Raw genomic sequence first — 24,021 nt, forward strand, 5'->3', positions numbered from 1 at the left:
CGGATGACACGCAGACTCGTCGTTGCCGTTTCCCGTGAGTGCACCGGTGTGTGCGCATGAAGCCCTCGCGCCGCCGGTTTCTGCGTGGGTTGGTCGATGCTTCGGCAACGCTGGCCGTCACCGAGCTGGCGGCGCTGGCGCTGCGTGCAAACGCGCACGACGCGACGCGCATGGCCATGCCACAGCTCGCTGCGCCCTCGGTGCCTCTGATCAATCCCGTTTCCCTGGCGCGGTTCGTCGATGCGTTGCCGATACCGCCGGTGGCGCGGCCAGCGGGCGAGCGCACACACCTCGCCTATCCGGGCAGGCGCTTGCCGTATTACCGCATGAGCATGCGCGCCTTCAGCTCACGTGTGCATCGCGACCTTCCCCCGACAACGCAGTGGGGCTACGAGGGCTGTTCGCCTGGCCCCACGCTCGTGGCCGCGCGTGGCGAGCCGCTTCTGGTCGAATGGGTGAACGCACTGCCGGAACGGCACTTCCTGCCCATCGATCACGGCATCCATGGCGCCGAACGCGACAAACCCGATGTGCGCACGGTGGCGCATGTGCACGGTGCGCGCGCACCGGCGGCCAGCGACGGCTATCCGGAGGATTGGTTCGCCCCCGGACACTCGGCGCTCTACCACTACCCGAACGACCAAGACGCCGCCACGCTGTGGTACCACGATCACGCCATGGGTATCACACGACTCAACATCTACGCTGGGTTGTACGGCACCTACATCGTGCGCGATGCCGAGGAAGCGGCGCTGGGTCTGCCAAGGGGCACGTATGACTTGCCGCTGGTGTTGTGCGATCGCTTGATCGCCCAAAGCGGTGCGCTGTACTACCCCGTGTCTGACGATCCGCAAGCGCCGTGGGTGTCAGAGTGCAGCGGCAACGCCATCCTGTGCAATGGCATGCTGTACCCGTACCTGGAGGTGGAGCCACGTCGCTATCGATTGCGCCTGATCAATGCCGCCAATGCACGCTTCTTCCACCTGTCCTTGTCCAATGGTCGACCGTTGATGCAGATCGCCAGCGACCAGGGCTTGCTGGCCGCGCCGCTGCCACGTGCGCAGGTGGACCTTTACCCGGCCGAGCGCGCCGATGTGGTGGCGGACTTCTCGGGCCTGGATGGCCAGCAGGTGCGCCTGCGCCAGCAGGGTGACGCGATCCTGGAATTTCGTGTGCGCGACCGCGGCCACGCCGATGACTCCCGCGTGCCGACAACGCTGCGCTCCATCGAACGTATCGCGCCAGCACGCGCCGGTCGCGAGCGCGTGCTTACCCTGGGCGAGCAGGACGATAGCGGCGGCCGCCCCATGATGATGATGCTGGGCGGTGCGCATTGGTCCGCACCCATCACCGAACGTCCGCGCCAGGGAAGCACGGAGATCTGGAGCTTCGTGAACCTCACCGGCGATGTGCATCCGGTGCATCTGCATCTGGTGCGCTTTCAAGTGCTGGACCGGCGCCCGTTCGACTTGTTCGCATGGAACGCCAGTCGCACGCTCAAGTACACCGGCCCTGCACTACCGCCGCCGCCAGAGGAGATGGGCTGGAAAGACACCGTGCGCGCCGACCCTGGCATGGTCACACGCATCATCGCCCGCTTCGAGGGTGAGCCAGGTCGCTATGTTTGGCATTGCCACCTGCTGGAGCACGAAGACAACGAAATGATGCGGCCGTTCGAGCTGCTGCCTGCGTAGATGTCTTTCGGATCCAAGTGGCATGGTGCGCACCCCGTATCGGGTACGCCGTGCGCTCTTCTATGTTCGCCGCCGCAACGTCAGCGTTACCGGCCGCTGCGGCCGCAAGGTGACATGCATGCGCGGTTGATAAGCGTCCGGCGGCGTATCCGTGCTATCCAGGGTGTAGCGCTGCAGCAGCATGGCCGCGAGCAAGGTCATTTCCAGCATGGCGAAATGCTGCCCGATACATACGCGCGGCCCCGTGCCAAAGGGCATCCAGGCACCCTTGGGCGGCGACGGCGCGTCGTCGAGGAAGCGCTCGGGTTGAAAGCGCGACGCGTCGGGGAACCAGCGCTCGTCATGGTGCATCACCCAGGGCGTTATGCGTAATACGGCCCCGCGAGGCACCGTGTAGCCATCGAGCGTGAATGGTGTCATGACGCGACGGTTCATAAGCGCCGACACCGGTGGATACAGTCGCAACGTTTCCTTCAGCGTGGCGACCAGCCATGGCAGGCGTTCCACGTCGTGCGCGCCGGGCACGGACGACCCCAGCACCTGATCCACCTCGGCCTGTGCGCGCCCCATTGCATCCGGATGCGTGGCCATCAACAGGCTCCACCAGAGCAAGGCCGTGGCGGAGGTTTCGTGACCGGCCTGAAAGCTCACCATGCACTGGTCGAAGATCTCCTTCGTCGACAGCGACTCGCCCGTGGTCTCGTCGCGCAAGGCCAGCAGCCTGTGCAACAGGTCATTGCATTCGGTCTCACGCGCGCCTTTGGCGACGCGCTTGTCGATGTGGCGCCGAATCAATCCGCGCATGGTACGCAGGGCCCGTCGTTTGGCGGCCTTGCCCGGCAGCGGCAGCCAGTCGGGTGGGGTAAAGGGCAAAAACATCTCGCGGAAGGCGCAGGCGGAGAGCACCTGCGTGGCGACGGCCGCATCGTGCGCGTCATCTTGCGCCGATTCGCTGAACAGCGTGCGCAGGATCACGTCCATGGTCGCGCCCGTCCAAAGATCGTCCATGCGCACCTCGCCTTGCACCCTCCCGGCAGGCACCGCCGCGTCCAGCGCCGCGCTAGCTGCTTCGGTCATCAAGGTGGCGTAGCCGGCCACGCGCTTGGGGGTAAAGGCAGGCATCAACACGCGGCGCTGACGCTGCCAGGTATCGCCTTCGCTCACCAGCACACTGTCGCCAAACACCTGACGGAATACGTCGATGCCACGCTCCCAGCGCACCAGCTTGTCGGCATGGGTCACCAACGCTTCGCGTGCTAGGCGGGGCGACATCAAATCCCAGCCATCGATGTTGAGTAATTGCATGCGGGTAAGGTCGCCGTACTGGCGCTGCAAACCGCTCATAAAACCAAGGTAATCGGCGCGCATGCGCCACATCAGCGGCAGGCCCCACCATCGATGTGGTGGCCCCGGTGGGCTGGCGTGAAGTCTGCGGGAAGGTAGGCCGCTGAGGGGTGATGTCGGGAAATCCATCGCGCGATGGTGTCGAGGGCACCGCTTGAGGTATTGAACGAAAGCGACATCGCCTGGTGGTCTACACTTTCGCGGATGGCAACCTTGATGTCCCCTCCTTACCCGGAACCCAGTGGCTTGCTGCCGTCCGGTCAACTCTGGCTCCCACGCCCATCGTTGATGGCCTGCGTGCGCAGCGTGGTGGCGCGTTCCACGCTCGGCCATTCGCTCGACGACGCGCAGCGCATCAGCCGGTTTCCCGCCACGCCGTTGTGCAGCCTGAGCTGGTGGTTCGAAGGCAGCGGCGAGTTGTTGGTGCCCGAGCGGCCCGGCGCCATACCGTGGCCCGATGGCGCGCGAATACCCGCGCCCGGGCGCTGGGTGCTGAGCGGCCCGCAGACACGCCCTACGTCGACGTGGTCGCCGGGCCCTGTCCACGGCATGATGGTGTTGTTCCTGCCCGATGCATTGCATCTGCTGACTGGACTGGAGCCGGCCGCGCTCACCGATTGCATTGTCGATGCCGCCAGCGTGCTCCCACCGGATTGGATGGCCATGTGCGAGGCATTGCAGCAGGCCAACGACGACACCCATCGACTCACGCTGTTGGAAACCTTTCTCGAACCGCGCTGGCAGGCCTGTCGCCCCACTCTGCCGTTAGGCGCGCAAAGACACGCTGATTGGGTGGCCTACCTGGCACAGCGCGCGGCCACCTCCACGATGGGGCGTAGCCTGCGGCAGTGGGAGCGACGCATCAAACAATGGGCAGGCTTGCCCATGCGCGAGCTGCGTGGCTTCAGTCGCGCCGAACAAGCGTTCTTCGGTGCGCTCGAAGCGGACGCCACGCGAGCGTCGGTGAACTGGGCCGAGGTGGCCGCCGAGGTCGGCTACGCGGATCAATCACACCTTTGCCGCGTCATACGCCGCATTAGCGGCTATGCGCCAAAAGCACTTTACGCTGGCATGCAAAGCGACGAGGCCTTCTGGATCTATCGCCTGTGGGCAACATCCTGAATGGCGGCGATAGCGCTTTGTTTGTAACAGCGCATTGCGTGCGTATCGAAAGTTGCTGCATGCCACGGTATTTCCTGCGGCCATAAAGCGGTGGCGCGGCACATCGTGCGCGACCATTCGGCGCAGCCGCGCGCCTTGTGCCCTCTTTCGCTCAACGCAGGCTCTTGCGTCGTCGCATCGCTGTCATGTGGGGCACGTGTGCTGTCGCATCACTGCCAAGGTCGCGTCATTCGGGCGGACCAGACTCGCCGCCAGCCCGCATGCCGTTGCGATACATCGCGGGCCGTCACCAGGGGGATCACGCGATGGCGGCGCCTGCGGCGTCGCCGCAGGAGATTGCACACATGCTTATCTCGCAGCTTCGCAAGCGCTATTTGCCTTTACTGATCGGCACGCTGGCCGTCGCCGCAGCCGGCGTGGTCGCCGCGCAGAACAGCGCGGGCGACCACGATGCGAACTTCCGCAAGAATTCCGCCCATGCCGGAGTGCAGTCGCGCAGCGGCCTTCCCGGTGGTATCGACGTGCTACACAACCCCGCCGATGCGCGCGATCGCAGCGATCGCACGCTCACGCCGATCAAGCACGTGATCTTGCTCATCGGCGAGAACCGCACCTTCGATCACGTGTACGCCACCTACACGCCGCCGCACGGCCAGAGTGTGCACAACCTGCTCTCCGAAGGCATCGTCAACGCCGATGGCACGCCGGGCCCGAACGTGGCGGTCGCGCGCCAGTGGCAAGCCAGCAACACAGGCAAATTTGCCCTGGCGCCCACGCATACGGTTGCCTATACGCAACTGCCGGCGATGAACACCGGTGGTGCACCCACACAAGCACCGTTCGCTTCCGCCGCGCAGGCGCAAGCCGTGGAGCCTGCGCTGCCCGCCGCCGCATACAGTGAATTGGCCAATGGCGGCACCGGCCTGCCCAACGACGTGTTGGATACGCGCTTCCCGGCCACGTTGCCCAACGCGCCGGTGGATATGCATGCCTCGCTGGGCTACGACGACTACGCCAACAGCCCCGTGCATCGCTTCTTCCAGATGTGGCAACAGCTCGATTGCGACACGGCAGCCGCCACCGCCAAGAACCCCAGCGGTTGCCGCAACGATCTGTTCCCATGGGTGGAAACCAGCGTCGGCGCGGGCGCCAACGGCAAGGCGCTGCCGGCCGGCTTCAACGAACAGAGCACGCACGAAGGCTCCACCGCCATGCAGTTCCTCAATATGGCGCAGGGCGACGCGCCCTACTTCGAAGAACTGGCGCGCACGTATACGCTGAGCGACAACTTCCACCAGTCCGTGATGGGCGGCACCGGCGCCAACCACATCATGCTCGGCTACGGCGACCTGATCTATTACGCCGACGCCAACGGCGAGCCGATCATGCCGCCGTCCAGCCAGATCGAGAACCCCGATGCGCAGCCGGGCACCAACAACTGGTACGTGCAGGACGGTTACGGCGGCGGCTCCTACGTGAACTGCGCAGACGACTCGCAGCCCGGCGTGGCCGCCGTGCAGAGCTACTTGAAGTCGCTGCCTTATCGCACGTTCCACGGCACGGATTGCCGCAAGGGCGCTTATTACCTGGTCAACAACTACAACCCGGGTTACCTCGGCGACGGTACACCTGCGCCGCTCGGCGCCAACCAGTTCACCATTCCGCCCAGCCGCCAGGACAACCTGGCCCTGTTGCTCTCGCGTCACCACGTAAGCTGGAAGTATTACGGCGAAGGCTGGGGCGGCGGCAAGGAGAACGGTGAAGCAGGCACCTTCTGCAACATCTGCGATCCGTTCCTGTACTCCACGCAGGTCATGACCAACCCAACCCTGCGCGCCAACAATCAGGATCTCAACGATCTGTACAACGACATCCAGAACGACACGCTGCCGGCGGTGTCCATCGCCAAGCCCGATGGCATCCTGGATGGTCACCCCGCCTCGTCCAAGCTGGATCTGTTCGAAGGCTACGTAAAGAAGATCGTGGACATGGCCAAAGCCAACCCCAAGGTATGGGCCGACACCGTGATCATGGTGACCTTTGACGAAGGCGGCGGCTACTACGACTCTGGCTACGTGCAGCCCATCGACTTCTTCGGCGACGGCACGCGCATCCCCATGCTGGTGATCTCGCGCTACTCCGAGGGCGGCCGCGTCGTGCACACGTACTACGACCACGTGTCCTTCGACAAATTCGTCGAGGCCAACTGGGGCCTGCACGAAACCATCTCGCGCCGCAGCCGCGACAACCTGCCCAACCCGGTTTCGGTGCCCGGCAACCCGTACGTGCCGATGAACGCCCCGGCCATCGGCAACCTGATGAACATGTTCGATTTCGACCGCGACCGTCGCGCCAACGTCGCTACAGCTGAAACACAAGACTGATCCAATGCCGGTCGTACCCCGCTTGCCCTCGCAGGCGGGGTTCTTGCCCGACCCGTTGGAGCCCGACCCCGTGAACGCCTTCCGCCAAGCCGCCGAAGCACCCCGCAACCAAGCGGTGGCGCGCATCATTGCCGTGCTGGTGCTGCTGGCCGCGGCGGTGATCGGCGAGCCCAGCCACGCAGACCCGGGCGATTTTCAGGCCATGCCTGGCCTGTGGAAAATCGTGGTGCGCAAAGTCGAGCACGGGCAACCCGGCGCTGCCGTGGTGCAGTGGCACTGCGTGGATGAAAGCCCCGACCCGTGGGCAGAGTTCGCCACCCTGCCCGCGCCCACTACGTGCGAGCGCGGCGACGCCCACCGCAGCAGCACGGCGCTGGCCTGGTCATTGCGCTGCGGCGGCTCGCCCAACCCGGTGGGCAAAGGCCGCGTAGATTTCGACTCGCCCGAGCACTACACCGCCAGCGTGAGCCTGGATGGCCACGACGTGGCCCTGGCCGAAGGCCGCCGCTACGCGGCCTGCACCAGCGCCAACGACTGACCTTTAGGGAAGGTCTGAACAAACGACGCGCGCTCGTCATTCCTGCTTTCGCTGGGAGGAGGACCAAGCGTCACCGCATGCTTAGGGAAGGTCTGATTAAACGACATTTTGCTCGTCATTCCTGCGCTTGCCCCCTTTTGAGGGTTCGCTGGGATGACGATTAAAATCAGAGCATCCTTAGCGCTCGCCCGTCTCAGTCGGGCACGCATTGGTAGCGATGCCCACGGGCCGGTGCCCTCTCCCTGTGCGGGAAAGGGCACTCAAGCATCAACCGGCGGCGGTCTGCGCCTTCAACGCGCGCTTCGCTTCGCGCTTGGCACGACGCGCGGCCTTGCGCAGCTTGCGGTCGTGGTTCCACAAGTAAATCGCCGGCGTGCTCAACAAGGTCAGCAGCTGCGACACCAGCAGGCCGCCCACGATCGCCACACCCAGCGGCTGGCGCATCTCCGAGCCCACGCCAAAGCCAATGGCCAGCGGCAGCGCCGCGCCCATGGCGACCAGGGTGGTCATGGTGATCGGGCGAAAACGCACCAGGGCAGCCTCGCGAATGGCGTCGGGCGGTGAGAGTCCGCGTTCGCGCTGGGCGACCAGGGCGAAGTCCACCATCAGGATGGCATTTTTCTTGACGATGCCGATCAGCATGAGGATGGCGATGATCGCCATCAGCGTGAGCTGAGTCTGCGTCACCAGCATGGCCAGGAAGGCGCCTGCGCCGGCGGCCGGCAAGGTGGAGAGAATGGTCAGCGGGTGGCCCAGGCTTTCGTAGAGAATGCCCAGCACGATGTACATCGCCACGATGGCGCCGACCAGCAGCACCATGCCGTTGCTCTTGGCCTGCTGCAGGCGCTGGTTCTGGCCGGTGAACTCCACCCGCACGCCAGCCGGCAGACCCACCGCGATGGCGGCGTTCTCCACCAACTTCACGCCCACATCCTGGCTCACGTCCTTGGCCAGGTTGTAGTTGATGGTGGAGGCTTCGAGCTGGTTATGGTGACGCACGCGCATCGGGCTCATGTTCGGCTCGATATGCGCAATGGCCGATAGCGGAATCATCTGCCCGCCGCCGCTGCGCACGCGCACATTGAGCAACGACTCGGGGCTCAGCGACGTCGCCGCGCTGGAGGTAAGCACTACCCAGTACTGGTTGATGTCCGAGTAGATCACCGACACCTGACGCTGGCCGAACGAGTTGAACAGCGCGGTATCTACCTGACCCATGGTGATCTGCAGGCGGCTGGCCGCCTCGCGGTCCACCTTGAGCATCTGTTGCTTGCCGACCAGATCGAAGTTGCTGCCCACATCGCGCAGCTCCTTCATCTTGCGCATCTGCTGCACCATCTTCAGCGTCCACGGCTGCAGGTTCTCGCCGCTGCTGCTGATCAGCTGAAACTCGTACTGGCCGCCCTTGTCGCCGCTGCCGCCACCGCCAAGGAACTGCACCAGACTCAGGGTCACGCGCACGCCCGAGAGCTGGTCGTATTGCTTGGAGAGCCGCTCCATCACCACCTTGGCGCTTTCGTGGCGATCGTTGGGGCCGCTGCCCTTGGGCTTGAGGTCCACGAACATGCTGCCGGAGTTGCCGACCGCACCGGTGCCATCATTGCCGCCCAGGGTGGTGAGCACATCGAGCACCGCCGGGTCCTTGCGCATGATCTCGGCGGCCTTTTGTGCCTGTTCGGCCATGCGTGTGGGCGAGATGTTCACATCCGCACGGATATCGCCCTGGATCATGCCGATGTCTTCCTCCGGCATGAAGTTGCCGCCCGCGGTCGCCACCACCGCCGCGCCCAGCGCGAAAGTGGCAATCAACAGCACCAGCGGCTGCCAGCGCATCACGCGGCGATGGCGCATGGCCCAGTCCAGGGAGCGCTCATAGATGTGATGCAGCCAGCGGTCGAACCGTTCCAGCGTCCGCTCGATACGGCCAGGCGTGTGTTCGCCGGGCTCCTCGTGCTTGAGGAAATAACCACACAAGGCCGGCGTGAGGGTAAGTGAGATCAACGCCGAGATCACCACTGCCGCCGCCAGCGTCACCGAGAATTCGCGCAGCAGCATGATCAGCATGTTGTTGCCGAACAGCAGCGGTGCGAACACGGCCACCAGCGACAACGTGATGGAAATGACGGTAAAGCCGATTTCGCGCACACCGATCAGCGAGGCCTGCAATGGCGCCTCGCCCTTCTCCATGTGGCGTACGATGTTCTCGATCACCACGATGGCATCGTCCACCACAAAGCCGATGCACAGCACCAGCGCCACCAGCGACAGCGTATTGAGCGTGTAACCCAGTGCCAGCATCACCACAAAGGCGCCTGCCAGCGATAGCGGCACGCTCAGCGAGGCAATCAAGGTGGGGCGCATGCGACGCAGGAACACCAGCATCACCAGCACCACCATCACGATACTGATGAGCAGCGCCACCTGCACTTCGTGCAGCGCCGACTTGGTGGTCTGGGTGAGGTCGAAGATCGGGGTGATCTTTACGTCCGCCGGCATCCAGGCGCTGAACTCCGGCAGGCGGCGGCGGATCTCTTCCACCGTCTCCACCGCGTTCGCCTCCGGGCGCTTGCTGATCTGCATGGCGACCGTGTTCTGGTCGTTGAACCAGGCACCCTGGTAGATATCCTGCTGGCCACTGACGACCTTGGCGACGTCCGCCAGGCGTACCGGCGCGCCGTTGCGGGTGGCCACCAGAATGTTGGCGAAATCCTTCGCCTCGCGCAGGCCGTCGTTGGCCGTCACCGTCATCTGGGTCCGGCCATCGGTGAGGATGCCCTGCGGCGAGGTTACGTTGGCGGCGATCAGCGCATTGCTGACGTCGTTGGCGGTGAGGCCCTTGGCGGCCAGCGCGTTGATGTCCAGCTCCACACGCACCGCGTGCGGCGTGCCGCCGAACACCTGCACCTGGGCCACGCCGGGAATCTGCGCCACGGCCGGCTTAAGCAGGGTATCGGTAAGGTCGTAGAGCTTGTCCTGCGGCAACCCGGTGGAGGTCAGCGACACCAGCAAAATGGGAATCTGCGAGGTATCGAACTTGAAGTACTGCGGCGGGCTCGGCATCACCGGCAGGTCGGCCTGGGCCGCGTTGATCGCCGCCTGCACGTCGCGCGCAGCCTTGTCGGCCGTGCGGTCGAAGGTAAAGCGCACCTGGATCGAGGCCGTGCCTTCGGCGGCATTGCCGTACATGTCGTCAATGCCGGGAATGCGGCCGATGTGCCGTTCCAGTGGGGCCAGCACCGTGGAAGCCATGGTCTGGGCGCTGGCACCGGGCATCTGCGCCACGATGTACACGCCCGGGAACTCCAGCGAAGGCAGTGCCGCCACGCCCAGCAGGCGGTAGGCAAAGACACCCGCGAGCAACAGGCCCAGCGCCAACAGCGACGTGCCCACAGGGCGGCGTATGAGAGGGGCGAAGATGTTCACTGAGGTTTCCGTACCGATAAGGGCTGCGCGCGCCCGCCTCCCAGGCAGACCCGCAACAGGGGCGCTCGTTCACTCGCAAGTCCGGCGAAAGGCGCAGTCATGCCGCACTTTATGCCTGGAAAGGCGGGGAACGCGAATGTGCCTGAAGTCGGTCCGTGCCGAAAGGCAGGGGCTACATTCTGGCCCACTTGCCGGACCCAGGGCCCTTCGGGCTACCGAGATGGAGCTTGGCTGGGTCTCCTAGCGAGACGTGTGGCCCAAGGCTTGCTCCAACAGAAGCGAACTGAACCGGCCTGCGGCCTCGATATCCGGAAAGTGACCGCATTCCTCGAATACCACCACCCGTGCCCGCGGCATGTGCTGGCGCAGGGACTGAGGGTCGGTGACGGCGTGCGAGCGGTCCTGGGCTCCCCAGGTCACGGTGCAGGGTATATCCAGGTCGGTGAGGCCGGGCATGACCTCTTTGGTCATGCCTTGCACCACACCGGCCAGGCAGAAACAGGCGCCATGATCCATGGCATGCAGTGCGGTGCTCTTCAGGGCGTCGGGGGCCATGCCCATGGGAAGCGCCTTGCGGTACCAACGGGCGATGATGCGCTTGCGAAAGCGCCAGCCGATGGCCTGGCCGAGAACTGGCACGCGCAGCGCCCTGGGAATGATCCGCTCGACCCAGCGGTGCATGGATGTCAGCGACGGCGTTTGGGACAGCACCAGGCCTTGAATGCGATGGGGTGCGAGTCGCGCGGCTTCCATGGCGTAGAAACCGTTGACGCAACTGAAGGCGAGTGTTGCTTGGTCAATTCTGAGCTGATCGAGCACGTCGAGGACGACGCGTGAGCCCTCGACCAACGAATGACGATAGGAACCTTTGGGCAGCGAAAACCCGAAGCCTGGCATCTCGAAGCAAACCACTCGCAATGAGGGGGTCAGGCGCTCTATGAGATACGCGTAATGCTCGATGACGTTGGGGCCATCGGGAACCATAACCACGCATGGCTTTTCCACTGGGCCAGAGTCGTACAGGCGAACGGGACCCGCTGTGGTCTCTATCTGGCGCGTGAGCAGCGTTGGGTTATGGTCGTGCCCCGGTGAGCGCCGAGCCGAGCGCTTAGTTAGCAAAGAATCCACGTATGCGCCAAGCGACCATCTACGCACTGTGTCTATTCCTTTGCTCTGGCTATGAAAAGAGCGGTCGGTTCTACGACCTTCCCGAACGGCGTGCCACGTAGCGGGGCCCAGAACTGTACCGGTGCGCGGAAGTTCGCGTAACTATGCAGCGGTCCGGTTTTGGAATGTCTTCTTGTAGTCCAAAGCACGACCCGCAAACGCGAGCGACTCAGGCGTTGCCATCGAGTTCGCTCTCGCTCGGCTCAACCCGCCGTCGTCTGCGCTTTCAGACTGCGCTTGGCCTCGCGCTTAGCACGACGCGCAGCCTTGCGCAGCTTGCGGTCGTGGTTCCACAAGTAAATCGCCGGCGTGCTCAACAAGGTCAGCAGCTGCGACACCAGCAGGCCGCCCACGATCGCCACGCCTAGCGGCTGGCGCATTTCCGAGCCCACGCCAAAGCCGATGGCCAGCGGCAGCGCCGCGCCCATGGCGACCAGGGTGGTCATGGTGATGGGGCGGAAACGTACCAGTGCAGCCTCGCGGATGGCGTCAGGTGGCGAGAGCCCGCGCTCGCGCTGTGCCACCAGGGCGAAGTCCACCATCAGGATGGCGTTTTTCTTCACGATGCCGATGAGCATGAGGATGGCGATGATCGCCATCAACGACATCGGCGTGCCCGTGGCGAGCATGGCCAGGAAGGCGCCTGCGCCGGCGGCCGGCAAGGTCGAGAGAATGGTCAGTGGGTGGCCCAGGCTTTCGTAGAGAATGCCCAGCACGATATACATCGCCAAGATCGAGCCGATCAGCAGCACGTTGGCGTTCGAGCGCGTTTCCTCCAGGTTCTGCGCGCTGCCGGAGTAGCCCAGCTGCACGCCGGCCGGCAGTCGGGCGTCGGCCACGATCTGCGCGATCAGGGCGTTGGCTTTGTCCTGCGTCAGGTTTGGCTCGACGTTGTAGTAGATCTTGGATGCTTCCAACTGGTTGGTGTGGATCACGAACGATGGCGTCACCTGCGGGCTGATCTTGGCGACGGCCGACAGCGGCACCATGGTGCCCGCTTCGCTGCGCACATAGGTGTTGAGCAGCGTGCTCGGGTTCAACGAGCGTGCATCGGATGAGGTGAGCACCACCCAGTATTGGTTGATGTCGGAGTAGATGATCGACACCTGCCGTTGGCCAAAGGCGTTGTACAGCGCCGAATCCACCTGGCCCATGCTCACCTGGAGGCGCCCGGCGGTGGCGCGGTCCACGGTGAGCAGTTGCTGCTTGTCCACATCGTCGTAGTCGGTGCTGACGTCGCGGAACTCCTTGTGTTGGCGCATGCGTCGCGCCACTTCCAGTGCCAGCGGTTGCAGGTCCACCGTGCTGCTGCTCACCAGTTCGAAGCTCTGGCTGCCGCGGTCGCTGTCGTTGTTGTCGTTGAAGAAGCCGATGGAATTGATCGAGACGCGCAGCTCCGGCAGCTTGGCATACGCCTTGTTGAGGCGCGCGATGATGTCCTTGATCGGCTCGGGTCGCTCGCCCGGGCCGTGCCCGCGAGGCTTGAGATCCACGAACATGGTGGCCTGGTTGCCAACCGAGCCACCGGCGCGGTCGCTGCCAAGGAAGGTGGTGACATCGCGCACCGCAGGGTCTGCCAGCATGACGGCGGCGGCTCGCTGCGCGCGCGCGGCCATCAGCGTGGGAGAGATGTTGGAGTCGGCTTTGACGTCGCCCTGGATCATGCCGATGTCTTCCTGCGGCATGAAATTGAAGCCGAACAAGTTCACCACCAGCATCGACAGCGCCACGGTGAGGCTGAGTAGGATCAAGGGCTGCCAGCGCATCAGCCGGCGATGGTGCAGCGCCCAGTCCAGCGCGCGCTCGTACTTGTCGTGCAGGCTGCGGTCGAAGCGTTCCAATGCCTGTTCGAGCCGGTTCGGCTGGCGGGTGTTGTCGTGCTCCACGCGTAGAAAGCGCCCGCACAGTGCGGGTGTGAGGGTCAGCGAGATCACCGCCGAGATCACCACCGCCGAGGTCAGCGTGACGGAGAACTCGCGCAGCAACAGCGTGAACTGGTTGTTGCCGAACAGCAGCGGCGCGAATACCGCGATCAGCGACAGCGTGATGGACACCACCGTAAAGCCGATCTCCTTCACGCCCACCATCGCCGCCTCCAGCGGTGGCGTGCCTTGCTCCATATGGCGCACGATGTTCTCGATCACCACGATGGCGTCGTCGACCACGAAGCCGATGCACAGCACCAGCGCCACCAGCGACAGCGTGTTGAGCGTATAACCCAGCGACCACATCACCACGAAGGCACCGGCCAGCGACAGCGGCACGCTGATCATGGCGATCAACGTGGGGCCGACGCGACGCAGGAACACCAGCATCACCAGTGCCACCATCAACACGCTGAGCATCAGCGCCACCTGCACTTCGTGCAGAGCCGACTTGGTGGTCTGGGTGAGGTCGAAGATCGGGGTGATCTGGATATCGGCCGGCAGCCAGGCACGCATCTGCGGCAGCTTGGCGCGTACCGCGTCGGCGGTCGCCACGGCATTGGCTTCCGGGCGCTTGCTAATGCGCAGCGCAACGGCACGATCCTGGTTGAACCACGCGGCCTGGTATTCGTCCTGCTGGCCGCTGGTGACCTTGGCGACGTCGGACAGGCGCACCGGTGCGCCATTGCGGCTCGCGATGAGCAGGCTGGCAAAGTCGTCCGGTGAATGCAGCGCGTCGTTGGCGGTCACCGTCATCTGCGTGCGGCCATCGCTCAGGGCACCCTGCGGCGAGGTCACGTTGGCGGCCCGCAGCGCATTGGCCACATCGTTGGCGGTGAGGCTCTTGGCGGCCAGCGCCTGGGTGTTGAGCTCCACGCGCACGGCGCGCGGGCGTCCGCCGATGACGCGCACCTGGGCCACGCCGGGAATCTGGGCGATGGCCGGGTTGATCAGCGTGTCGGCCAGGTCATACAGCTTGTCCGGTGGCAGCGAGTGCGAGGTGAGCGACAGCAACAGCACTGGGATGTTGGCGGTGTTGAACTTGTAGTAACGCGGTGGCGCGGGCATGTTGGTGGGGAGGTCCACCATCGCGGCGTTGATGGCGGCCTGCACGTCGCGCGCCAGCTTGTCGGTGTTGTTGCCGAAGTTGAACAGCATGCGCACCGAGGTGGAGCCGTCGTTGCTCTCCGAGTGCATCTCCTTGATGCCGGCGATGCGGCCCAGGTGACGCTCCAGCGGCGCGGCCACGGTGGAGGCCATGGTCTGCGCGTTGGCGCCGGGCACCTCCACGTACACCACCATGCCGGGGAATTCGATCGAGGGCAGCGCGGCTACGCCCAGCAGCAAATAGGCCCACAGGCCGGCCAGGGCCAGCCCCAGCGCCAGCAGCGAGGTGCCGATCGGTCGGCGGATCAATGGCGCAAACAGGTTCACGGGTTCCCAACCCTTGGCGATGACGCGTCCCCGCGCGCCTTACGGACGAAGGCGCTACCGCGACGGGTCACCTCGTTCGCCTTTATGCCTGCAACCGCGCACGGGCGAATGTGCCGTTAGTCGGTGGCATGCGCTTCGTCTTGTTGGCGCAAGCCTGTCTGCGTGGCGTCGAGACGCGAACGGCGCGGTAGCCGCGCCGTTCGGTGGGTACTTCGAGCTGGTCTCAGCGTGCGGCCGGGCTGTAGCGTACGGTGAGGAACCAGCTGCGGCCGGGCTGGTTGAAGTAGTAGGCCGTTGCGTAGTTGCGATCGAACACGTTGGCGAGACGCGCTTCCACGCGCCACTGCGGCGCAAAGTCGTAGCTGGCGCGCAGGTCGGTGGTGCTGTAGCCGCCCAGGCGGTGTGTGTTGGCCAGGTCGTCGTAGGCTTTGCCGGAGGCGAAGAAGCTTGCGCCGATGCCGAAGGCGTCAAAGCGGCGGTCCACGTCCACGCGCGCAGTCTGCTCAGGGCGGCGCGGCAGCAGGTTGCCGCTGGCGCTGCCCTGCACGTTCTTGGGCTGCATCAGGGTGAGGTAGCTCTGCACTTGCCAGCCATCGAGGTTCACCCCGAACTGGCCTTCCACGCCACGAATGCGCGCCTTGCTGATGTTCTGCGGCACGTAGTTCTGGTCGAGCTGGATCAGGTCGGTGATGCGCGTCTGGTACACGTTCACGCCCCAGTTCCAGGTGTCCTGCGTCTGGCTCAGGCCGAGCTCGCCGCTGCCCGAGCGCTCCGGCTTGAGGTTGGGATTGCCCGAGCCGTAGGGGTAGTACACGTCGTTGAAGGTCGGCGCGTGGAAGGCGGTGCCATAGCTGGCCGACAGGCGCAGGCCGTGGTCGAACGCGTAGCCCCAAGCCACGCTGCCGGTGTCGTGGTTACCGAACTGGTCGTTGTGGTCGTGGCGCACCGAGGCCTGCACTTCGTTGCGGCCGAACGTGCCCATGTATTGCGCGTACACGCCGGTGTCCTGGCGGTCGCTGGCGAGGTAGCCGGTGGCGCTGTTGATGTGTTCCTGCTGGTAGTCCACACCCACGGTCAGCAATTGGTTGGTCGCCAGCGTCACGTCGTTCTGCCAGGAGGCCTGGTTGCGGCGGGAGTACGCGTAGCCGACCTTGCCGTACGGGTAGTACGTGGTGGTGCCGGCGTATGGGTCGGTGTAGGTGCCCTGGTAGTAGTTGGTGGAGTCGTCGCGGCTCTGGCCGGCGTTGAGCGTGACCTTCCAGGCATCGAGCGGCGTGAAACTGAGCTTGGCGCCGGAGACGATCTGCTGATTCACCGCCTGATTGCCGCCGTAGGGGCTGCCGGCGTAAGCGACTACGTTCTTGCTGCGCAGCCAGGTGGCTGACAGTTCAGTGCCGTTGTCCCAGCGATAGCCGCCGTTGGCCATGCCGTTCCAGTTGCGGAACGGATCGTTGTTCGGGTCGTCCACGAAGCAGCCCGCGCCCTGCTCGGCCGCGCCCAGGCGGCAGGCCGGGATGCCGCTGGTGTACTGACCACCCAGGCCCACGTTGAACCAGCTATGCGAATCGCCACCGGAAAGGCCAGCGTGTCCGTCCATGTAGCTGCGGTTGCCGGTGCTGAGGCTCAGCGACGGGCTCAGCCTGCCATTCGGGTTGCCGTGGCGGGTAAAGATCTGGATCACGCCACCCACCGCATCGGCGCCGTACAAGCTCGAACGAGGGCCGCGCACGAGCTCGATGCGCTCGATCTGGTCCACCGGGATCTGCTCGTACGCCGGCAGGCCCGCGCCCACGGTGCCGATGCGCACGCCATCGACCAGTACCAGCGTGTGGGTGGAGTTGGTGCCGCGCAGGAACAGCGAGCTTTGCTGGCCAAGGCCGCCCGATTGCGCGAACGATACGCCCGGCAGGCCCACCAGCAAGTCACGCACCGATGCTGGCTGCAGGCGTTCGATATCGGCGCGGGTGATCACGGTGACCGAAGACAATGCCTCGTCCGTGGTGATGGCGGTGCGTGTGGCGGTAACGATCACCGACGACAGCGAGGTCGCCTGGGTGGTATCGGCCGCGTGGGCGGCGAGCGAGCAGCACAGCAGCGCGGCTGCCAGCGGGGTCTTCTTCATGCGTGTTCCTTCGGGCGCGCACATCCGCGCAACCCTGGGTGGGGTTTCGATGGCAACACGGTGGAGAGGGCGTAGCCCGGCGAACGGCCATGACACGACACTCGACCTCGCCCACCGCGAGTCTTTCGTCACATGTCGGGCCGGTCTCCGGGCTTGCGTGCGGCATGCCGGGTGAGGGCATGCAGTCGTGGTCGCCTTCCCATGCATACGCACAGTGGCATCGTGACCGCGGCTGGATTCGCGCGCTTACCGTTGCGGGGGCAGCGCCGGACTAGCTGCATGGCAGCGCACCGGCTTCCCGTTTCATCCCGCCGAGATACGCGGCGGGACACCCGAACGGGCGAAATGTTAACGAGGCGGCGATGGCGCGGCAAATGCCCTGTGCTCTCGCTGGCGCCTGATATGCAGGAATTTGCGTTTTCAAAGGCGGCAAACTCTTTACGCGATCTATATGGGGCGCGGGTTCGCGCATATCGCTTCTTTATGGGGTGGCGACCCAGAATGGCGCCATGAAGAACGCCAACTCTCGCCCGCTCATCGACTTGCCATGGCGACACGTGCTGTTGCTGACCTGCGCACTGCTGTTCGCTGCGTCCATCTACAAGCTGATGATCGGTGCGGGAGCGGAGGCCGGCGTGTGGCGCGGCGCGGCGCTCACCTCGCTGTACTTGGGCTTCTGCATCACCCAGCGCCGGCTGTTTACGCCGGCGCGCCGCTATGTCGACTCGCTGCCTCGCGAGCGCTTCATCAAGTAACCCCCCGTTTCATGTCTCCCCGTGGCTTGCGCCAGCGCGTGCGCGTGCCTCGTCCATGGAGGGAAGCCGCGTGCCGGTGGGCGCATGCGGTTTCACGAGGTTCGCCTCACGCGACCGCCACGGCAGGGCGCCGTGGGCGGCGGGGAGACATGGAATTGGCTTTTAGCCCGCCTTGTTGGGCGCTTGCTGGGCGATCTGTCGGCAGCTCGTGCTGTAGTCGCGCAGGTTGCTGCGCACCGCATCCAGGTCCAGCGCAAAGCCGTAGCGTACGGCACCACCGCGATCGGCCAGCCATGCGCCCATCGAGTGCGCCGCCAGCAGCTGATTGAGTTGCGCTACGGGCACGGGGTGACTGAACACCAGCGATTGATTCACCGCGGCGACGCCGTCACGTTCGCCCTGCGGCGTGGGTTGCTGGTCGATCTCGAAGTACGAATGCGCGACGCGTGCGGCGATCTTGCGCGAGCGCTCGGCGCCCACGCTGTAGTACGCCGTGAGTGTCATGCCATCGGGGCGGCAGAGCAGCGTGATGCGATGCTCGCCATCGCGCGCTATCTGGCTCAGCGATAGCGAGGTAGCGCCGATCATCGGGTGATAGCTCGCGGTGGTCGGCAAGCGGCCGTTGTTGGCCAGGCCACTGGCGAGCATCGGGTCGGCATCGAACCAATGCACGTCGCCTGTCGGCGTATTGGCGGGTGCGGCGAACACGCCGGCACGAATACCCATGTCTTTCAGATACGCCGCCTTGTCGTCGGCCGACACACTATCGGTGACGCCGGCCTGCACGCCCAGGCGATCGTTACCGGTGGGCGCCCAGCGATAGAGGCCACCGAGATAGGCATAAGCGCAGGCATCCAGACATTGCGCGGCGCGTGGCCCGGCCGGCATGCGTGCCGTGCGGCGTGGCACGCCCAAGTGCGTGGCGAGCGCGCCATCGCGAAACAGTCGACCCAGTGCCAGGCCGCTGGCCATGTCGCCGCCGTTGGCGTTCAAGTAGATATCGGAACCGGGTGGAATCTTGCCGGCTTTGATCAACGCCTCAAGCCGATGCGGCGCATCGGCGTCGATGCGGCCATACAGATACACCTGCGGCACCTTCGCCACGGCCAGCGTCATGCGGTCGTTGTTCACCTGGATGGCGAGCTGGTCGCTGTTGGCCGGCACGCTGCCGCGCGTGCCTGGCTCCAGTGCGTGCGCGTACCCGATCAGCATGGCGCCGCTGGCGAGAAACGCGGCACGCACGGCGCGCGTGGATCGCAAGAACGAACGGAGGCGAGGGCTGGTGAACACAGGCACGACTGAATCCGGAGACGACGGTCGCTCAGTGTGCGTGGTTTGACATGCGGTGCAAGTGAAAGGGCCCTGCCTTCGGATAGCTGACGGTCAGGTGGATGAACGAGGTGTCCGGACACGCCATAGTGTCCGCGGCAGCCAATCCCGGACGTCCGCGAGATTGTCCGCGGACTGCGGTCATTGGCGCTTGTCTTGGCGAAAGTGCCAGAAAAACAGGGGTTTCCGCTTTGGCACGCTGCTTGCCATATCTGTCATGACATCGACGGTGCAGGGGCTCCGTCGGCATGGCTTCGCTTATCGAGATTCCAAGGAGATGGCTTTGAACACCTTCCGCACCACCCTGCTGTTCGCGCTGACCTTCGCCGCCGGCATCGCCGCCCAGCCTGCCGCCTATGCCGCCGACGCGTCGAGCAAGATGATGTCGCGCGAGCGTGTCACCAGCATCCTCGACAACAACCGCATGATCGACACCACGCAGGGTGTGAACGAGAAGATCAAGGTGCACATCAACGGTATCGACCAGTGGATCTCGGTGCGCGGCAAGGATCGCCGCAACCCGATACTGCTGGTGCTGCACGGTGGTCCGGCCGCGCCGATGATGCCAGAGGGCTACATCTTCCAGACGCCGTGGGAGGACTACTTCACCGTCGTGCAGTGGGATCAACGTGGCGCCGGCAAGACCTATCGCGCCAACACCGAGGAGGCCATGGCGCCCGGCATGACCGTGGCCGGCATGACCGATGACGCCAGCGAACTGGTCAAGTACCTGCGCGATCGCTACAGCAAGCAGAAGATCTTCGTGCTTGGCCACTCGTGGGGAACCGTTCTGGGTGTCGAGCTGGCGCAGAAGCATCCCGAGTGGATCTACGCGTACATCTCCGTGGGCCAGGTGGTGAACGGTCGCCGCAACGAAGAGGATGGCTTCAACTTTGCGCTCCGCCAGGCCAAGGCCGAAGGCAACGCCACGGCGATCCGCGAGCTGGAGGCGATGGCGCCCTATCCGGGCCCGGGCCCGCTCACCCTCGACCGGCTGGGCATGCGCAGCAAGTGGGAGATGTACTACGGCGGCCTGGCCTGGGGCCACAAGGACTACCAGTTCGACGTGGACGGCGAGGAGCTGTCGCCCGATTACAGTCGCGCGGATCTGGAGGCGATCGACAAGGGCAGCCTGTTTTCGCTCAATCACCTGATGCAGCCGCTGCTGGACGTCGACTTCGACCGCACCACGCATTTCAACTGCCCGGTGATCGTGTTCGTCGGCGCGCACGACTACACCACCTCGCACACCCTCACCGAGGAGTGGTTCGGTCACCTGCAGGCGCCCTCAAAGCGTCTGGTGAGCTTCGCCGATTCGGCGCACATGATCATGCAGGAGCAGCCCGGTCGCTTCCTGCAACACCTGCTCACCGATGTGCGCCCGCTGGCCGAGAAGGCCGGCGACGTGGCCCCGGCGGAGGTGGTGCGCGACCACTGAGCCTGCACGGCTAGGCGAATCAAATGCCCCGGTCGGTAACGGCCGGGGCATTGGCGTTCAGTCGGTCTGCAGCTCGGCGACGAAATCGTAGATGTCGCCGCGATACCACGAGGTGGTGAACTCCACCACGCGGCCGTCATCGAGAAAACTGCGACGTTCGATGTTGAGGCCGGCGCTGCCCACCGGCACGTGCAGCAAGCGCGCCTGCTGCGCGCCGAGCGATACCGCGCGCAGGCGCTGCAGGGCGCGGCGCGGGCGAGCACCTAGCGCTTCCAATACCTGGTACAGCGAGTCGTGCACGATGGTGGGGTCCGGCAGGATGCTGGCCGGCACCACGCTGCGCTCGATCGCCAGCGGCTCTTCCTTGGCATAACGCACGCGGTGCAGGCGCGCCACCAGCACGCCCGGCGACAGGTTCAGCGCCATCGACTCCTCCGGCGTCACCTCGCCCACCACGCGCTCGGAAAACTCCGAGCGGGGGTTCAGGCCACGGGCGCGCAGATCCTCGGTGAAGCTGGTGAGGCGCGACATCGGCTTGATGATGCGCTCGGCCACGAAGGTGCCCGCGCCGTGGCGCTGGTGCAGCAGACCCTCTTCGACCAGGCCGGCAATGGCCTTGCGTACCGTCACGCGCGACAGCTGCAGCAGGCGCGACAGGTCGCGCTCGCTGGGCAGGGCCTGACCCGGCTCGATGTCGCGGTGTTCCACCACGTTGCGTATGGCCCGGCGCAGGCGCAGGTAGGCCAATGGCTGGCTGGCGGCCGGGTCCCGGCTGAGCCGGCGGTATTCGTTGACGAGGGCGGTTTCCATGCCGTCACGATACCAATGACCATACCACTCTGGCAATGCGCCGTTTTGGCGGGAATTTCCGGTGGTACCAATTTTGGGGGCTAACCCTTGGCCTGACTCGATCGCCAAGTTGGATCGAGAGAACTGGTTTTGTCTGGTATGTCACTGGTACGATCGACAGGCACCGCACGTGGTATGCATGCCACGTGTCGTCCCCCGCATCGCCTTGAGGTGACTGAAGTGACTGCTTCTCCCCAGCCGGTCGAACCCTTCGACCTGGTGATCTTCGGCGGAACCGGCGACCTCGCCGTACGCAAGCTGCTGCCTGCCCTGTACCACCGCTACGCCGATGGCCAGATTCCCGATACCAGCCGCGTCATCGGCATCGCCCGCGAGGTGCTGGACGATGACGGCTACCGCGCCCATGCGCGCAAGGCGCTGCTGGAAAACGGCGGCAGCAAAGACAAGGTGGACGCCTTCCTTGCGCTGCTGCGTTATCGCGCGCTCGACGCCCGCAAGGACGAGGGCTGGGATGCGTTCGCCGCGCTGATGGGCGAAGAGCCCGAGCACGTGCGCGTGTTCTATCTCTCCACCTCGCCGGACCTGTTCGTCGACATCTGCAATCGCCTGGGTGCCCACGGCCTCAACCAGGGCAAGGCACGCGTGGTGCTGGAGAAGCCGATCGGCCGCGACCTGGCCAGCGCCAACCAGATCAACGACGACGTGGGTCGCGTGTTCGGCGAATCGCAGACCTATCGCATCGATCATTACCTCGGCAAGGAAACGGTGCAGAACCTGCTCGCGTTGCGCTTCGGCAACGTGCTGTTCGAGCCGCTGTGGAATGCCGAACACATCGATCACGTGCAGATCACCGTGGCCGAAACGCTGGGCGTGGGTCAGCGCGTGGCTTATTACGACCATGCCGGCGCACTGCGCGACATGGTGCAGAACCACATCCTGCAGTTGCTGTGCATGGTGGCGATGGAGCCGCCCTCCTCGCTCACGCCCGACGCGGTGCGCGACGAGAAGCTCAAGGTGCTGCGCTCGCTCAAGCCCATCGATGAAAGCAACGCGGCGCAGCTCACCGTGCGTGGCCAGTACAAGGCCGGTGCCGCCGAAGGCCAGAGCGTGCCGGGTTACCTGGACGAACTCAAAGATCACAAGTCGCACACCGAAACCTTCGTGGCGGTGAAGGCGGAAATCGCCAACTGGCGCTGGGCCGGCGTGCCGTTCTACCTGCGTACCGGCAAGCGCTTGCCCGAGCGCGTGTCCGAGATCGTGGTGGTGTTCAAGCCGGTGCCGCATTCCATCTTCGACGCCGCCGCCGGCCCGCTCGCGCAGAACCGCCTGGTGCTGCGCTTGCAGCCGGACGAAAACATCAAGCTGTGGGTGACCATCAAGCATCCGGGGCCGGGTGGCTTGCGCCTGCGCCATGTGTCGCTGGACATGAGCTTTGCCGAGGCCTTCGGCGTGCAGCAGCCCGATGCGTATGAGCGACTGATCCTCGACGTGGTGCGAGGCAACCCCACGCTGTTCATGCGCCGCGACGAAGTGGAGGCTGCATGGCGCTGGGCCGATCCGATTCTGGCCGCCTGGGCGGATAGCGGTGAGGCGCCGCGTCCGTACACCTCCGGTACCTGGGGGCCGAGCGCGGCCGTGGCGTTGATCGAACGCGATGGTCGCACCTGGAACGAGGACAGCGACTGAGCGCGCTGCCCACCAGTTTGGCCGCGATGCACGGAAGCTTCACCCGTACATCGCGGCACCCTGCCTAAAGTGCGTGGCCTCTCCGTTTCCCCGCCACGCGTGTGTTTACCGCGCCGCCTGATGTGTTTCTTGCCATGCCCGACACCGTGAACGTCACCACCCACACTTTTACCGACAACCAGGCGCTGGCCGCCGGCTTGGCCGAACGCGTGGCCGCGAGCCTGCGTGAAGGCATCGCCGCGCGAGGCCATGCCTTGCTGGCGGTGTCCGGCGGCAGCACGCCGCGCCATTTCTTCGAGCGACTGTCGCGCGAAGCACTGGATTGGTCCAAGGTGCAGGTCACCCTGGTCGACGAGCGCTGGGTGCCGGAAAGCCACGAGCGTTCCAACGCAGCGATGGTGAAGGGCATGCTGTTGCAGCACGCGGCATCCGCGGCGCACTTCGTGCCGCTGTACACCGACGCGCCCACGCCCGAGGCCGGGCTGGCCACGGTGCGTGCGCGCATGGCCGCGCTGGAGTTGCCCTTCGACGCGGTGGTGCTGGGCATGGGCAACGATGGCCACACCGCATCGTTTTTCCCCGGCGGCGATCGCCTGCCCGAGGCGCTGGACCTCAACAACCCGGTGCGCGTGCTGCCCATGCGCGCGGCCGGCGCGGGCGAGCCGCGCATCACCTTCACCCTGTCGGCGCTGCTGGAGACGCGTGCGCTGTTCCTGCATATCGAGGGCGACGCCAAGCGCCAGCTGCTGGCCGACGCCCAGGCCGGCACCGGCGCGGCGGCCGATTTCCCCGTGCGCGCCGTGCTCACCCAGCCGCGCGTGCCGCTGGCTGTGTTTTGGTGCCCGTAAGG

Annotated in this window: 15 protein-coding genes and 1 riboswitch; of the genes, 8 read left to right on the top strand and 7 right to left on the bottom strand. The window is 65.2% G+C overall.

Features of this window, described 5'->3' with window-relative positions:
- Nucleotides 1-56 precede the first annotated feature (56 nt).
- Nucleotides 57-1,694 (top strand): multicopper oxidase family protein, encoded by a 1,638-nt coding sequence (locus tag AC3G2C_RS15835; RefSeq protein WP_488385596.1) that lies wholly within the window; start codon nucleotides 57-59, stop codon nucleotides 1,692-1,694.
- A 60-nt stretch (nucleotides 1,695-1,754) separates the two neighbouring features.
- Here the strand turns inward: AC3G2C_RS15835 and AC3G2C_RS15840 are convergent, their stop codons facing one another.
- Nucleotides 1,755-3,371, bottom strand: a complete 1,617-nt coding sequence (locus AC3G2C_RS15840) for a cytochrome P450 (protein WP_488385597.1) — start codon at nucleotides 3,369-3,371, stop codon at nucleotides 1,755-1,757.
- On the opposite strand from AC3G2C_RS15840, the gene AC3G2C_RS15845 reads away from it, so the two are divergent.
- The 3 genes from AC3G2C_RS15845 (at nucleotide 3,255) to AC3G2C_RS15855 (ending at nucleotide 7,082) form a co-directional block, all read left to right on the top strand.
- A complete protein-coding gene (locus AC3G2C_RS15845) occupies nucleotides 3,255-4,160 on the top strand; it encodes an AraC family transcriptional regulator (RefSeq protein WP_488385748.1) in 906 nt (301 codons plus the stop codon). The two genes, AC3G2C_RS15840 and AC3G2C_RS15845, sit on opposite strands and share 117 nt — an antisense overlap.
- A 344-nt stretch (nucleotides 4,161-4,504) precedes the next feature.
- On the top strand, nucleotides 4,505-6,544 hold the full coding sequence (locus AC3G2C_RS15850; protein WP_488385598.1) for an alkaline phosphatase family protein: 2,040 nt from the start codon (nucleotides 4,505-4,507) through the stop codon (nucleotides 6,542-6,544).
- A 4-nt stretch (nucleotides 6,545-6,548) separates the two neighbouring features.
- Nucleotides 6,549-7,082, top strand: a complete 534-nt coding sequence (locus AC3G2C_RS15855) for a hypothetical protein (RefSeq protein ID WP_488385599.1) — start codon at nucleotides 6,549-6,551, stop codon at nucleotides 7,080-7,082.
- Nucleotides 7,083-7,349: 267 nt separating this feature from the next.
- Here AC3G2C_RS15855 and AC3G2C_RS15860 read toward each other — a convergent pair whose 3' ends face one another.
- The 4 genes from AC3G2C_RS15860 to btuB all read right to left on the bottom strand — a co-directional run bounded on the left by AC3G2C_RS15860 (nucleotide 7,350) and on the right by btuB (nucleotide 17,153).
- The gene (locus tag AC3G2C_RS15860; RefSeq protein WP_488385600.1) at nucleotides 7,350-10,505 is read right to left on the bottom strand and encodes an efflux RND transporter permease subunit; all 3,156 of its coding nucleotides are present in this window, start codon (nucleotides 10,503-10,505) and stop codon (nucleotides 7,350-7,352) included.
- A 240-nt stretch (nucleotides 10,506-10,745) separates the two neighbouring features.
- Complete coding sequence (locus tag AC3G2C_RS15865; RefSeq protein WP_488385742.1) at nucleotides 10,746-11,489, bottom strand: alpha/beta fold hydrolase; 744 nt, start codon at nucleotides 11,487-11,489, stop codon at nucleotides 10,746-10,748.
- Between the two features lie 386 nt (nucleotides 11,490-11,875).
- Complete coding sequence (locus AC3G2C_RS15870) at nucleotides 11,876-15,031, bottom strand: efflux RND transporter permease subunit (protein ID WP_488385601.1); 3,156 nt, start codon at nucleotides 15,029-15,031, stop codon at nucleotides 11,876-11,878.
- A 223-nt stretch (nucleotides 15,032-15,254) separates the two neighbouring features.
- Nucleotides 15,255-17,153: a TonB-dependent vitamin B12 receptor gene (gene btuB / locus AC3G2C_RS15875; RefSeq protein ID WP_488385602.1), complete on the bottom strand. Its 1,899-nt coding sequence runs from the start codon at nucleotides 17,151-17,153 to the stop codon at nucleotides 15,255-15,257.
- Between the two features lie 121 nt (nucleotides 17,154-17,274).
- A riboswitch (cobalamin riboswitch) is annotated at nucleotides 17,275-17,505 on the bottom strand.
- A 157-nt stretch (nucleotides 17,506-17,662) separates the two neighbouring features.
- On the opposite strand from btuB, the gene AC3G2C_RS15880 reads away from it, so the two are divergent.
- The gene (locus AC3G2C_RS15880; protein WP_488385603.1) at nucleotides 17,663-17,908 is read left to right on the top strand and encodes a hypothetical protein; all 246 of its coding nucleotides are present in this window, start codon (nucleotides 17,663-17,665) and stop codon (nucleotides 17,906-17,908) included.
- 162 nt (nucleotides 17,909-18,070) lie between these two features.
- Here AC3G2C_RS15880 and AC3G2C_RS15885 read toward each other — a convergent pair whose 3' ends face one another.
- Nucleotides 18,071-19,204: a hypothetical protein gene (locus AC3G2C_RS15885; protein WP_488385604.1), complete on the bottom strand. Its 1,134-nt coding sequence runs from the start codon at nucleotides 19,202-19,204 to the stop codon at nucleotides 18,071-18,073.
- A 316-nt stretch (nucleotides 19,205-19,520) separates the two neighbouring features.
- On the opposite strand from AC3G2C_RS15885, the gene AC3G2C_RS15890 reads away from it, so the two are divergent.
- Nucleotides 19,521-20,675 carry an alpha/beta fold hydrolase gene (locus AC3G2C_RS15890; protein ID WP_488385605.1) on the top strand — a complete coding sequence of 385 codons (1,155 nt, stop codon included), beginning with the start codon at nucleotides 19,521-19,523 and terminating at the stop codon, nucleotides 20,673-20,675.
- Nucleotides 20,676-20,732: 57 nt separating this feature from the next.
- Here the strand turns inward: AC3G2C_RS15890 and AC3G2C_RS15895 are convergent, their stop codons facing one another.
- Nucleotides 20,733-21,485: a GntR family transcriptional regulator gene (locus tag AC3G2C_RS15895; protein ID WP_488385606.1), complete on the bottom strand. Its 753-nt coding sequence runs from the start codon at nucleotides 21,483-21,485 to the stop codon at nucleotides 20,733-20,735.
- 219 nt (nucleotides 21,486-21,704) lie between these two features.
- On the opposite strand from AC3G2C_RS15895, the gene zwf reads away from it, so the two are divergent.
- A complete protein-coding gene (gene zwf / locus AC3G2C_RS15900; RefSeq protein WP_488385607.1) occupies nucleotides 21,705-23,171 on the top strand; it encodes a glucose-6-phosphate dehydrogenase in 1,467 nt (488 codons plus the stop codon).
- A gap of 134 nt (nucleotides 23,172-23,305) precedes the next feature.
- Complete coding sequence (pgl, locus tag AC3G2C_RS15905) at nucleotides 23,306-24,019, top strand: 6-phosphogluconolactonase (RefSeq protein ID WP_488385608.1); 714 nt, start codon at nucleotides 23,306-23,308, stop codon at nucleotides 24,017-24,019.
- Nucleotides 24,020-24,021: the final 2 nt, after the last annotated feature.

The organism is Frateuria sp. sgz306004 (genome assembly GCF_057750885.1).